At 35.3% G+C, this 13,794-nt stretch carries 13 protein-coding genes; 12 read left to right on the forward strand and 1 reads right to left on the reverse strand.

The window, feature by feature from the left end; all coding sequences use genetic code 11:
* Positions 1–2 precede the first annotated feature (2 nt).
* The 12 genes from gmk to WKT09_RS07900 all read left to right on the forward strand — a co-directional run bounded on the left by gmk (position 3) and on the right by WKT09_RS07900 (position 13,453).
* On the forward strand, positions 3–614 hold the full coding sequence (gene gmk, locus WKT09_RS07850; RefSeq protein WP_340415511.1) for a guanylate kinase: 612 nt from the start codon (positions 3–5) through the stop codon (positions 612–614).
* Positions 615–621: 7 nt separating this feature from the next.
* A complete protein-coding gene (rpoZ, locus tag WKT09_RS07855; protein WP_340415512.1) occupies positions 622–819 on the forward strand; it encodes a DNA-directed RNA polymerase subunit omega in 198 nt (65 codons plus the stop codon).
* Between the two features lie 163 nt (positions 820–982).
* Positions 983–2,191, forward strand: coding sequence for a bifunctional phosphopantothenoylcysteine decarboxylase/phosphopantothenate--cysteine ligase CoaBC (gene coaBC, locus WKT09_RS07860; RefSeq protein WP_340415513.1), 1,209 nt, complete (start codon positions 983–985; stop codon positions 2,189–2,191).
* Complete coding sequence (gene priA, locus WKT09_RS07865; RefSeq protein WP_340415514.1) at positions 2,188–4,584, forward strand: primosomal protein N'; 2,397 nt, start codon at positions 2,188–2,190, stop codon at positions 4,582–4,584. Before coaBC ends, priA begins: the two co-directional genes overlap by 4 nt.
* A 13-nt stretch (positions 4,585–4,597) precedes the next feature.
* Positions 4,598–5,536, forward strand: a complete 939-nt coding sequence (fmt, locus tag WKT09_RS07870; protein WP_340415515.1) for a methionyl-tRNA formyltransferase — start codon at positions 4,598–4,600, stop codon at positions 5,534–5,536.
* A gap of 5 nt (positions 5,537–5,541) precedes the next feature.
* Positions 5,542–6,882 carry a 16S rRNA (cytosine(967)-C(5))-methyltransferase RsmB gene (gene rsmB, locus WKT09_RS07875; protein WP_340415516.1) on the forward strand — a complete coding sequence of 447 codons (1,341 nt, stop codon included), beginning with the start codon at positions 5,542–5,544 and terminating at the stop codon, positions 6,880–6,882.
* A gap of 63 nt (positions 6,883–6,945) precedes the next feature.
* Entirely contained in the window at positions 6,946–7,707 is a 762-nt protein-coding gene (locus WKT09_RS07880) for a Stp1/IreP family PP2C-type Ser/Thr phosphatase (RefSeq protein ID WP_340415517.1), read from the forward strand.
* Complete coding sequence (pknB, locus tag WKT09_RS07885; RefSeq protein WP_340415518.1) at positions 7,701–9,689, forward strand: Stk1 family PASTA domain-containing Ser/Thr kinase; 1,989 nt, start codon at positions 7,701–7,703, stop codon at positions 9,687–9,689. Before WKT09_RS07880 ends, pknB begins: the two co-directional genes overlap by 7 nt.
* Positions 9,690–10,571, forward strand: a complete 882-nt coding sequence (gene rsgA / locus WKT09_RS07890; protein WP_340415519.1) for a ribosome small subunit-dependent GTPase A — start codon at positions 9,690–9,692, stop codon at positions 10,569–10,571.
* Between the two features lie 2 nt (positions 10,572–10,573).
* Positions 10,574–11,230, forward strand: coding sequence for a ribulose-phosphate 3-epimerase (gene rpe, locus WKT09_RS07895; protein WP_340415520.1), 657 nt, complete (start codon positions 10,574–10,576; stop codon positions 11,228–11,230).
* 92 nt (positions 11,231–11,322) lie between these two features.
* Positions 11,323–11,403: a stage V sporulation protein SpoVM gene (gene spoVM / locus WKT09_RS13810; RefSeq protein ID WP_442961977.1), complete on the forward strand. Its 81-nt coding sequence runs from the start codon at positions 11,323–11,325 to the stop codon at positions 11,401–11,403.
* A gap of 298 nt (positions 11,404–11,701) precedes the next feature.
* Positions 11,702–13,453: a methyl-accepting chemotaxis protein gene (locus tag WKT09_RS07900; RefSeq protein ID WP_340415521.1), complete on the forward strand. Its 1,752-nt coding sequence runs from the start codon at positions 11,702–11,704 to the stop codon at positions 13,451–13,453.
* A gap of 63 nt (positions 13,454–13,516) precedes the next feature.
* Here the strand turns inward: WKT09_RS07900 and rpmB are convergent, their stop codons facing one another.
* The gene (gene rpmB / locus WKT09_RS07905) at positions 13,517–13,705 is read right to left on the reverse strand and encodes a 50S ribosomal protein L28 (protein ID WP_336265770.1); all 189 of its coding nucleotides are present in this window, start codon (positions 13,703–13,705) and stop codon (positions 13,517–13,519) included.
* Positions 13,706–13,794: the final 89 nt, after the last annotated feature.

The raw sequence follows: 13,794 nt of genomic DNA on the forward strand, positions 1-13,794 counted from the left end.
GGTTGTTTGAACAGAAAGGTATTTTATTTATTTTATCTGGACCATCAGGTGTCGGTAAAGGGACGGTAAGACAACATTTATTTGAACAGGAAACACATTTAAAATATTCGGTGTCAGCAACGACGAGAGAAAAACGTACGGGCGAACAAGAAGGTATCGATTATTTTTATACAACGAAAGAACAATTTGAGGCAATGATTCAAAATGGAGAACTATTGGAACATGCACAATATGTTCAGAACTATTATGGTACACCACGTGCATATGTGGAAGAACAATTAGAAAAAGGAAACGATGTATTCCTTGAGATTGAAGTACAAGGTGCATTACAAGTAAAGGAAAACTTCCCTGAAGGTGTCTTTATCTTTTTATTTCCACCTAGTTTGGAAGAATTAAAAAATCGAATTATTGGACGTGGGACAGAATCTGATGATCTTGTTCGTAATAGACTAAAAGAAGCGGAAAAAGAAATTAGGTTGATGTCTGAATACGATTATGTTGTCGTCAATGATGATGTAGATCAAGCAGTTCAAAAAGTAAAGGCAATTATTACGAGTGAACATTGTAAAAGAGAAAGAATTGAAGCAGCATATCAAAAAATATTGGAAGGATGAACAAAAAATGTTAGAACCATCAATTGATAACCTATTAAAGAAGATTGATTCAAAGTATACACTGGTAACAATATCATCACGTCGTGCAAGAGAATTGCAAGATGAAGGGAATACACCAATAGAAAATCCAACATCGATTAAACCCGTTGGGATTGCTTTAGAAGAGATTCAAGAAGAAAAATTAGTATTAAAAGAAGAGGCATAAAAACTTTTGGAAATAGAAAGTAAGAAAAGACGAACATGATCTTTGTATTTGAGCCTTTAACCGTTTAAATAATTTTTTATTTTAAATGGCTAAGGTACGATAACAAATCGTTCGTCTTTTTCCTTTATTATTTGACGTCTATATTTTAAAGAGGTGATACAGCATGTTAAAAAATAAAAAAGTTTTACTAGGTGTCTCAGGAGGCATTGCAGTATATAAAGCATGTGATTTAACAAGTAAATTGACACAATTAGGCGCAGATGTGAAAGTTGTCATGACTGAAAACGCGATGAAGTTTGTTTCACCATTAACATTCCAAGCATTATCGAGAAATGAAGTGTTTATCGATACTTTTGATGAGAAAGATGCTAGAAAGATAGCACATATTGATTTAGCCGACTGGGCTGATGTGGCAATCATTGCTCCAACGACAGCGAATATGATTAGTAAATTAGCAAACGGTATTGCAGATGATATGTTAACGACGATATTACTCGCTACAAGGGCAGATATTTATATTGCCCCTGCAATGAATGTACATATGTATGATCATCCGGTCATCAAGGAAAATATGAAAAAATTAGCTGGTTTAGGTTTTCATTTCATTGAACCTGGTGCAGGATATTTAGCATGTGGGTATGTTGGAAAGGGTCGCTTAGAAGAACCACTTACGATTATACAAGCTATTGAAGATCACCAAAAAAACGCTGAATTATTAGCTGGAAAACATGTGTTAATTTCTGCTGGTCCAACTAGAGAGGTACTTGATCCTGTTCGTTTTTTCTCTAATCGTTCGACAGGAAAAATGGGATTCGCTCTAGCGGAAACGGCAGCAAATTTTGGTGCGAAGGTAACGTTAGTTGCTGGTCCGACGAGTTTGGGTGTTCATCATCCGAATATTACACGTGTCGATGTTATAAGTGCGGAAGATATGTATGATGCTATGTGGCGTTATTATGAAGAGGTAGACATTGTTATTAAGGCAGCAGCAGTGGCGGATTATCGTCCTAAGGAAACGTTTGATCAAAAAATGAAAAAACAAGGTGGAAATTTAGTCATTGAAATGGAGCGTACGAAAGATATTTTACAGTCATTAGGGGAAAAGAAAACATCCCAATATCTTGTTGGATTTGCCGCTGAAACGAACGACCCAATCGAATATGGTATTGGAAAATTACAGAAAAAACATTTAGATGCAATCGTTATTAATAACGTTTCATCTGATGGTGCCGGTTTTGGACACGATACAAACATTGTGACATATGTAAATAAAGACCTAGAAGAGACACATATTCCATTAGCATCGAAAGAAGATATTTCAGTACAAATTTTGCAAAAAATTGTAGATGATATGAAGGATGATCGTCCTTGAATATTGCGAAAGTAATCGTGGATGTACCGTCGAGCATGGTGAATCAAACATTTGATTATGAAATTCCAGAAAGATTAAAAGGAATTGTGCAGCCAGGGATGCGTGTTGTCATTCCATTTGGTCCACGTAAAATTACAGGATTTGTCGATTCTCTTGTCAATCATTCTTCCTATGAAACATTGAAGGAAATAATCGATGTGTTAGATATCGCTCCTGTTTTAACGGAAGAATTATTGCACGTTGGGAAGTGGTTAGCCCATAAAACTTTATCGTTATATATTTCGACGTATAAAGCGATGTTACCTCAAGCTTTACGTTCCACATATGATAAAGAGATACAAAGAATAGATGATAGTATGTTGCCAACGGATGTGGCTGCATTTTTTCATAAAAAACAATCCGTTCCATATGATGATTTTATTGAAAAATTTGGTCATAGAATCTTAAAAGAGCTTATAGATGAAAAAGTAGTACAAGTTGTGTATGTTGTTACATCAAATATTACAAAACAGTATAAAACGATGATTATTCCTACTGACAAATCAACATTAAAAAAGGTATATGAAGAAATGGATAATCGCGCGAAAAGACAAAAACAAATTATCGCATATTTTATAGAATATCCAGATCCGATAGACCAAAAGTTACTTTGTGATCAATTAAATATACAACGAAGTAATATTAAACCGTTATTAGATAAAGGATATTTAACAGAAAAAAGAGTAGAAGTGTATCGTAATCCATATGATAGAGACTTTGAGAAAACGACTAATTTAACATTGACGGATGAACAACAAATCGCAGTGAATCGTATCCACGAATCAATCCAAGAGGAACAAGATACAACATTTTTACTACATGGAGTAACAGGAAGTGGAAAAACGGAAGTATATTTACAGTCGATTGAGAAAGTGTTAAATCGTGGGGAAGAGGCAATTTGTCTCGTTCCAGAAATATCACTTACGCCCCAAATGGTACAGCGGTTTAAAGGCCGCTTCGGAGACAAAGTTGCTGTGATGCATAGTGGATTATCTACCGGTGAAAAATATGATGAGTGGAGGAAAATACAACGAAAAGAAGTACAAGTCGTAGTTGGAGCAAGGTCGGCTATATTTGCCCCTTTTGAAAACTTAGGCATTATTATTATTGATGAAGAACATGAAACGACCTATAAACAAGAGGAAACACCTCGTTATCATGCAAGAGATGTAGCAATTAAAAGGGCATCTCTACATAGTTGCCCAGTTGTACTAGGTAGTGCAACCCCAACATTGGAGTCATTTGCTCGTGCAAAAAAAGATGTATATACATTGCTAACATTAGAACAACGTACAAATAATCAGCCAATGCCGAAAGTAGACATCGTAGATATGAGAGCTGAATTACATGCAGGTAACCGAACGATGTTTTCTCGGACATTAATGGAAGAAATGAAAGCATGCATGGCACGTGGAGAACAAGTCGTTTTATTATTAAATCGACGAGGCTATTCCACCTTTGCTTTATGTCGTGATTGTGGTCATGTGGAGCAATGCCCGAATTGTGATATTTCCTTAACTTACCATAAAGGAGATCATCGCTTGAAATGTCATTATTGTACACATGAACAACCAATGCCTGCACATTGTCCAAGCTGTGAAAGTGAATTATTTCGCTTTTTTGGAACGGGAACAGAAAGAGTAGAGGAAGCATTGATCAAATTAATGCCTGAAGCATCCGTCATTCGAATGGATAACGACACAACACGTCGTAAAGGAGCTCATGAGCGCTTATTACAAAAATTTTCGAACAAAGAAGCGAATATTCTTCTCGGTACACAAATGATTGCAAAAGGACTCGATTTTGAAAATGTGACATTAGTAGGTGTGCTAGCAGCAGACTCGATGTTACATTTACCAGATTTTCGTTCAGCTGAAAAAACATTTCAATTAATAACACAAGTAAGTGGTCGTGCTGGTCGGCATGAATTAGAAGGAAAAGTAATTGTTCAAACATATACACCAGACCATTATAGTATCGACTTAGCAAGCAAGTATAATTATATGGAGTTTTATGAAAAAGAAATGCGATTAAGACGAACTTTTAAATATCCACCATATGTTTATTTAATGCTTGTGACGATTTCGCATGAAAATATGTTTAAAGTACATGAAGTCGCGAATAAGATCGTACAAATGTTACAACCAACATTACAAGCACAATCCATTATTTTAGGTCCAACACCATCACCAATTGCTCGAATCAAAAATAAATATCGTTTCCAGTTGATGGTTAAATATCGTTATGAACCAACATTGGAGAAAGAGATGGATCATATTTTAGAACAATTACAAGATGAGCGAAAGCAAAATGTACAAATTATAGTCGATATGAATCCATATCAATTGATGTAGAAAGGAATATAATATGAAGAAAATTATTTTTATGGGAACACCGCATTTTGCAGTGCCTATTTTAGAAAGTATAGTACAAGCAAATTATGAAGTTGTTTTAGTCGTCACACAACCAGATCGACCGGTTGGGAGAAAACGTGTACTTACAGCCCCACCGGTGAAAGAAGCAGCTTTGAAACATGATATCCCTGTATACCAGCCAGAAAAATTAAAAGATAGTTATGAAGCGTTATTTGCCTATGATGCAGACTTAATCGTTACAGCTGCATATGGTCAATTATTGCCAAAAGAATTATTAGAACATCCTCCATTTGGATGTATTAATGTACATGCCTCTTTATTGCCGAAATTACGTGGTGGGGCACCGATCCACTACGCTATTTTACAAGGAGAAAAAGAGACAGGTATTTCCATCATGTATATGGCTGAAAAATTAGATGCTGGAGATATAATTTCACAACGAGCAATTCGGATTGAAGAAGAGGATCATGTAGGTTCGCTGCATGATAAATTATCCGAAATTGGCGCACACTTACTAATAGAGACATTGCCGGCACTTTTTGAAAAAACAAATGATCGCATAGAACAGGATGAAACAAAAGCGACATTTGCTCCAAACATAACACGAGAACAAGAGAAAATCGATTTTACTCGTACACAAGAAGAGGTGTATAACCATATTCGTGGGTTACATCCATGGCCTGTTGCCTATACAACACATGAAGGAAAAACGATGAAAGTATGGTGGGGCGAGAAATCTATCAATGAGTATCCTAGTAAACGAGCAGGTGAAATCGCCCACGTAGATGAGGAAGCTATTGATGTGGTATGTGGAGATGAAAGGGCTGTACGTATTACAGAAGTTCAACTTGCAGGCAAGAAAAAAATGTCCGTGAAAGAGTTGTTACGTGGAAATAAACAATTATTTCAAGTAGGACAGGTGCTGGAGTGACCAAAATGAAAAATGTACGTGAAGTTGCATTAGAACTTCTTTTAAGGGTAGAGAAATCAGGTAGTTACAGTCATTTATTAATAAATCAAGTAATAGATCAAGGAAAAGTGCATGAAAAAGATGCAGCTTTATTAACTGAAATTGTTTATGGGACAATTGAAAGAAAAATGACTTTAGATTTTTATGTACAACCATTTATAACGAAACAGAAAAATTTACAAGATTGGGTACGTGTTTTATTACGTATGTCTATTTTTCAATTAGTATATTTGGATCAAATACCTTCATATGCAGTAATCAATGAAGCGGTAGAAATTGCTAAAAAGCGAGGTCATAAAGGTATTTCTAGTGTTGTGAATGGTGTTTTACGTTCATTTCAACGTCAAGGTCCTCCTAGTCTTGATACGATCCCAAATCAAATAGAACGTTTAGCCATTAAAACGAGTCATCCTACATGGTTAGTTTCTTATTGGGTTCAAACATATGGATATGAACGAACAGAAGAAATGTGCATAAAAAACAATGTGAAAAAACCAATGTATATCCGTGTCAACCAATTAAAAACGACTCGTGAAATGGTAATGGAAAGATTGAAAAGTCACGGGATAGAAGCGACTGCATGTACTTTTGTACCAGATGCTCTTAAAATTGTACATGGGAATGTATTGAAAACAAATTTATTAAAAGATGGGTATATAACGGTGCAAGATTATAGCTCGATGTTTGCAAGCTATTGTTTGGACGTAGCAGAAGGAATGACAGTACTCGATACATGTAGTGCCCCAGGTGGAAAAGTAACATACGTTGGAGAAATGATGCATCAAATAGGGGACATTTATGCATATGATTTACACAAAAATAAAACGAAATTAATTCGAAACAATGCTATAAGACTTGGAATTGAAAATATTACTGTTGCAGCAAAAGACGCTCGAACATTAAGGGAAGAACATGAAAATGAGACGTTCGACCGTATTCTAGTGGATGCTCCATGTACTGGGCTTGGTGTACTTCGTTCTAAAGCAGACATTAAATATCATAAACAGGAAAAAGATATGGAAGCTTTACAAAAAGTACAAATTGCTATATTAAAAGAAATTGCACCATTATTAAAACAAAATGGAAAACTTATATACAGTACATGTACAGTTAATACGATAGAGAATGAAGCAGTTGTTCAAGCATTTTTAGCGGAACATACAGATTTTAAAGTAGACAAATCATTTATAACGATGTGTAAAGAAATGTTTGCTGATGCAGCACATATTACAGAGAAAGGAATACAATTATTTCCGCAAACACTGAATGCAGATGGATTTTTCATTACAAGATTGGTGAAAAAATAGGCAAAGATGTTGCACATAATAATTCTTTTTTTTAGATAGACTAGGATGGAATGAGGTGAGCATGTGGATGGGAAAATAAAAACGGATCGTGGACAAGTACGTTCAACTAATGAAGATGCGGGAGCTATTTTAATCAATGAACATGAACAAGCTTTAGCAATTGTTGCAGATGGAATGGGAGGTCATCAAGCAGGAGAAGTGGCCAGCCAACTCGCTGTACAACTTGCACGTGAAGCTTGGAAAAATGCAGAGAGATTTGTCACTCCGATGGAAGCCGAAATTTGGTTAAAAAATATGATTGATAAAATGAATGCAGAAATTTTACAACAATCAAAAGAAAATGACTCATTAAAAGGAATGGGAACAACGGTCGTTATGACAATTTGTACGTTCGAATTTGTAACGGTCGCACATGTTGGTGATAGTCGTTGTTATTTATTGACGAGTGAAAAATTTGATCAAATTACAGAAGATCATTCTTTAGTAAATGAATTGATACGTACTGGGGAAATTTCGAAAGAAGAAGCGGAAAAACATCCACAAAAAAATGTTCTGATAAGGGCTCTTGGAACAGACCACCAAGCGCAAGCAGATGTTAGAACAATCATTTGGGAGGAAGATGATCTTTTATTATTATGTTCTGACGGCTTGACGAATAAAGTTTCTGATGAAGAATTGGAACATGGTTTACGCGAAATGAAAGATATAGATCTAGTTGCAAATGGATTAATTGAAGAAGCGAATAAAAGAGGCGGAGAAGATAATATAACGATATCTATTGTCCGTAATCGACCTATTGGTAAAGTAGGTGATCAACTATGTTAGAAGGACATGTTTTAAATGAACGTTACCGTATAGAAAAAACAATTGGTGGCGGTGGAATGGCTAATGTGTATTTAGCACATGATGTGATTTTAGATAGAGAAGTAGCCATTAAAGTGTTACGTTTGGAGTTCGCAAATGATCCTGAGTTTATTGCGCGATTTGATCGTGAAGCACAAGCTGCAACGAGCTTAACGCATCCGAATATCGTAAGTATTTATGATGTAGGGGAAGAAGGCAATATTTTATATATGGTCATGGAATATGTGGAAGGATCGACCTTGAAAGAATTTATTCAAGAACATGGACCATTAGACGTGGAACAATCGATTCAGATCATGAAACAATTAACAGATGCGATTGCACATGCACATGCAAACGGACTTGTGCACCGCGATATTAAGCCACAAAATATTTTAATGGATGAATATGGTAATGTAAAAATAACAGACTTTGGAATCGCAGTAGCGTTAAGTGCAACCTCTTTAACACAAACAAATTCTATATTAGGTTCTGTACATTATTTATCACCAGAACAAGCCCGAGGTGGGATGGCGACAAGAAAATCAGATATTTATGCCTTAGGTATCGTATTATACGAATTGCTAACGGGACAAGTGCCTTTTTCAGGACAGTCACCTATATCCATTGCATTGAAACATTTACAAAATGATACACCGTCTGTAAGAACATTACGGTCTGAAGTACCTCAAAGTGTGGAAAACATTATATTACAAGCAACAGCAAAGGATCCGTTTCATCGGTATAATTCCGTACATGAAATGGAAGATGCATTAGTACATGCATTAGATCCATCATTAGCAAATGTAGCAAAATATACACCACCATTTGAAGCTGGCGAGGAAACAAAGGCAATTCCTGTTATTACAGATGATCAATTAAAAGATACGAGTGCAGATGAAACACTAGTTCATCATGCGGAAGAAACGAAAAAGATAGAAGAAAAACCTGCAAAAGCGGAAGAAAAGGATGCAAAGCCGAAAAAGAAGAAGCGATTTCGTAAAACAAAAATCGTTTTACTTATACTAGCACTTGTCATTATAAGTATTATTGCTATTGTTTTACTTACTACCCCGAAAGAAGTGGAAGTACCGGATGTCGTTGGCAAAGAAGCAGATGAAGCAGAAGATATTTTAGATGACTTAAACTTGGAAGTCGAAAAAGAAATGACCTTTTCTGAAGATGTAGAAGAAGGATATGTGACAAAAACGACACCTGTTAAGGGGAAAAAAGTAAAAGAGACATCCATTGTTAAAATGTTTGTTAGTGATGGAAAAGAAACATTGGAAATGGACGATTATGTCGGAGATAAATTTTCACAAGTAGAAAAAGTATTAGAAGGGTTAGGTTTTGAAGATATTATTGCATACGAAAAGGAATCAGACCGTTCAGTTGGCGAAATTTTAACCCAGATTCAACCAGCACCAAAATCGGATGTTGTTCCAAGTGAAACGAAAGTTATATTTGAAATTAGTGGTGGTCCTAAAAAAATCAGCTTAAATAACTTAGTTGGTCAGTCATTAAATGATGTAAAAGCATATGCAGAAACAAATAATTTAAAATTAGAAGTAACGGAAGATTATTCAGATGATGTAGAAGAAGGTAAAATTATGGGGCAGAGTCCTGAAGCAAATACAGATGTAGAAGAGGGAGATACGATTAAAGTGACGGTGTCTGTCGGCCCGGAAGAATTGCCAGCAAAATCTCATTCTGTTACATTTACGGTCCCGTTTAAACCAAAAGAGGATGAAGATGGGGAACTAGCAACAACCCAAAAGGTAGAAGTATTCGTAGAGGATAAAAATACATCGATGGATAAACCGTTGTATGTGGAAGAAATAAAAAAAGATGAGCAATATACCTTAACTTTAGTGATCGATCCTGATGAGGAAGCGACATATAAAGTAGTCCGGGATGGAGAAGAAATTTTAAATAAGACGATATCATATGAGGACGGGGATTAAATGAAAGAAGGAAGAATTGTAAAAGCATTAAGTGGATTCTATTATGTTCAAACTGAAAATGCACTATATGCTTGTAAAGGACGAGGCGTATTTCGGAACAAAAAAATAACTCCTCTTGTCGGTGATTATGTTTGGTTCAAGGAATCTGGCGATTTAGAAGGATATATTACGACAATTGAAGAAAGAAAAAATGAATTTGTACGACCGCCTATTGCTAATATTACACAAGCAGTAATTGTAAATGCCATTACTGCTCCTTCCTTCAACCCATATTTGTTGGATCGTTTTCTTGTCATCACGGAATTAAAAGGAATTAAACCATGTATTGTCATGACAAAAAAAGACCTTGCAACAGAAAAAGAATTAATGAAGATGGACGCATATAAAGCAGATTATGAACAATTAGGTTACGATGTGTTCATCGTTAGCTTACAAAAAGACGATGAAATCGCATTTTTAAAAACATTATTAAAAAATGAGATTACGGTATTAATGGGGCAATCTGGTGCGGGTAAATCAACTCTATTAAATACGATTAATCCATCCTTATCGATTGAAACAGGTGAAATTTCCATGAGTTTAGGTCGTGGGAAACATACGACGAGACATGTGGAATTACACGACGTAGGAGAAGGATTAGTTGCAGATACCCCAGGATTTAGTTCCATAGATTTTGATGACATGGACCATGAACAATTGATGCATGGATTCGTTGAAATAAGTGAGATAAGTAGTTATTGTAAATTTAGAAGTTGTTTACATGTTAAAGAGCCAAAATGTGCTGTAAAAGCAGCAGTTGAAAATAAGGAAATTAAACAGTATCGTTATGATCATTACGTACAATTTTTACAAGAAATAATGGAAAGAAAGCCGAGGTATTAAGGATGACAAAAATAGCGCCTTCGATTTTATCTGCAGATTTTGCAAAATTAGGAGAAGAAATAAAAGATGTGGAACGTGGTGGAGCAGATTATATACATGTCGATGTGATGGATGGCCATTTCGTACCAAATATTACTATTGGTCCACTTATTGTAGATGCGATTCGTCCAATTACGACATTACCTTTAGATGTTCATTTAATGATTGAACATCCAGATCAGTATATCCCTGCATTTGCTAAAGCGGGAGCTGATATTATTACAGTTCATCAAGAGGCTTGTCGACATTTGCACCGTACAATACAATTAATTAAAGATAATGGAGTAAAAGCGGGAGTCGTCATTAATCCGGCGACACCTGTATCAAGCATTGAAGAAATATTATCCACTGTGGACATGGTGTTAGTCATGACAGTAAATCCAGGATTTGGTGGACAATCATTTATTCATGAAGTACTTCCTAAAATTGAAAAGTTACATACATTGCGAAAGGAACATGGATATTCATTTGAAATTGAAATTGATGGTGGTGTCAATGTAGACACTGCCAAATTATGTACAGATAGAGGCGCTGATGTTCTTGTAGCTGGAAGTGCAGTATATAATAAGGAAGACCGTGCAGCTGCAATTACAGCTATTCGTCAAGTAACATTAGATTAATTTTGCTTCCATTGTTCTAAAATATAGCTTTGTACATAGAATATTAGTAGAAAAAATGTCAAGCTAACTTGAACGATGGAGGAGGCAAATAAATGAAATTTTATACGATAAAATTGCCGCGATTTATGAGCAATATAGTGAAATTATTCATCAATATATGGAAAAAAGAATGAAGAGTGATTATATGATGTAAGTTTCGATGTCGTGCTGATTCGTTCAGGTCATATCATTTGTTCTCGTAATTAGTTTGAAATAATTATAAAATTGTCACATATAATAAAGCCATACTTCTTGTAGTAAGCTACTAGGAAGTGTGGCTTTTTATGTATGTAATACCTATTTCACTATTTTCACAGTAAATTCAGAACTTTTTATCTATTTTACAATACTGGAATTAATAGAATTCAGTTGTATAATAGTTATTGTTTCCTATATAAAATAAATAAAATGGGTATAAAGGAGTGTTTGATAGTGAAGATTAAGTGGAATAGGAAAAGTTTAGCGATAAAAATGGTTGCCATTACTTTAAGTATGATTTTCTTATTAATGATTGTTGGAATTATTTTACTTCAATATATGGGAAAGGTTTCGACGGAGAAAACATTAGCATTATATGCAGAAGAGGCTGTTGAAAATAGTAAAAATTATATGGATGTTCCGACATATAAACAATTTTTAGAACAGCAAAAAGAGGATGACGTATATAGAGAACTAAAAACATCCATGAATGATTTTCGCGAAAAAGCGGATTTACTGTACGTATATACGATTTCGTTAGAAGACGATAAGTCATATGTTATGATTAATGGTCAGCCAGAAAATGCTGAAGTTCAAACAGCAATCAAAGAGGAAACGACGACATATAGTCCAGAGTTATTACAATCTGTTTTAGATGGTGCAATCATTTCTACTGAAATACGAGAAAATGAAATATACGGGGATTTTTTAACCGCATTAGCCCCGTTGGAAGATGAAAATGGAAATGCTATTGGTATCATTGCTGTGGATATTAGTGCAGAAAAAGTACAAACAATTACGGACAATGTAATGAAAAAGGTATTGCCTATTGTCTTAATTGTATTTGTCGTTATTTTTATCGTTACATCTATTGGTCTATTATATTATGTGTTAAAACAAATGCGTCCATTACAGACCATTAAAGAAATTGCAGAAAAAATTGCAGTTGGAAATCTAAAAGCAGCAAGTGAACAAATTACTTCTTTACCAAATAATCGTCAAGATGAAGTTGGTCAATTAAGTACATCATTCGAGGTGATGGTAGAAGAATTAGAAGATGTCATGACTCAAGTGGCGACAACATCTGAGCTTGTTGCTGCCTCATCCGAAGAACTATTTGCAAGTGCTGATCAATCATTAGAAGCGAACCGTCAAATGGAGCAATTAATGGAAGGGTTCGCTACTGGTGCACAAACACAACATGATTATGTGGAGCAGACTGCTATGAATATGCAGGAAATGAATACAGGTATTGAAACGATTGCTAGTGCAGCAACGAATGCAACAAACTCTGCTGTCCAAGTGTTAGAAGAAGCACAAGCAGGGCATGAAACAATTGAAAAGGTTGTCACACAAATGCAAGCAATTAATGATACAAATCTGGATATTGAAAAAGTGATTCAACGATTAGTAAGCCAATCTAAGCGTATTGAAGAAATGTTATATGCGATTACGGATATTGCGGAACAAACGAATTTGCTTGCACTAAATGCAGCAATAGAAGCAGCACGAGCAGGAGAGCACGGTAGAGGATTTGCCATTGTTGCCGAAGAAGTACGTACCTTAGCAGATCAATCGAAACAATCTGTAGATGAAATAGCTCAATTAATTCAAACAATTCATGTGGATGTTGAACAGGCTGTTGTGACGATGGATAAAGGAAAACAAGAATCTGAGACTGGAATTGATATTGCAGCACAAACGACAAAAGCAATGGAAGAAATTATTATGAGTATTCAATGTGTAACGAATGAAATGCAAGATGTATCTGCTTCCACCCAACAAATGGCAGCGACAAGTGATCAGGTCAATGATATCATGAAACAAGTAGAAACAATCACTAATACAGTAGTGGAAAACACGAAAAAAACCGTAGCGAGTATTGAAGGACAAAGTAGTGCAATGGAAGATGTTACAAGTGCAAGTCATGACTTAAGTTTAGTTGGACAAAAATTACAAGAAATGTTACATAAATTCACGTTATAAGACGAGAAAAATAGACGCCATTGTCATGAAGACGATGACGTCTATTTTTGTATAAAAAGTCGATTATACACGTTCAACTTTTCCTGATTTTAAAGCACGTGCAGAAACGTATACTTTTTGAGGCTTTCCATCAACCATAATTCTAACTTTTTGTACGTTCGCTTTCCATTTACGTTTGTTAGCGTTCATAGCGTGTGAACGGTGGTTTCCAGTTCCAGTTTTACGTCCAGTAACAACACATTTTCTTGACATACGAATCCCTCCTAACTGCATATGTGTGTATACATACCTTATATAATTTATCACAATGGACATTATTTTGCAATTGTAATTAAATAGTA

It is taken from the genome of Pseudogracilibacillus sp. ICA-222130, from assembly GCF_037892545.1.
Taxonomy (GTDB): Bacteria; Bacillota; Bacilli; order Bacillales; family Amphibacillaceae; genus Pseudogracilibacillus.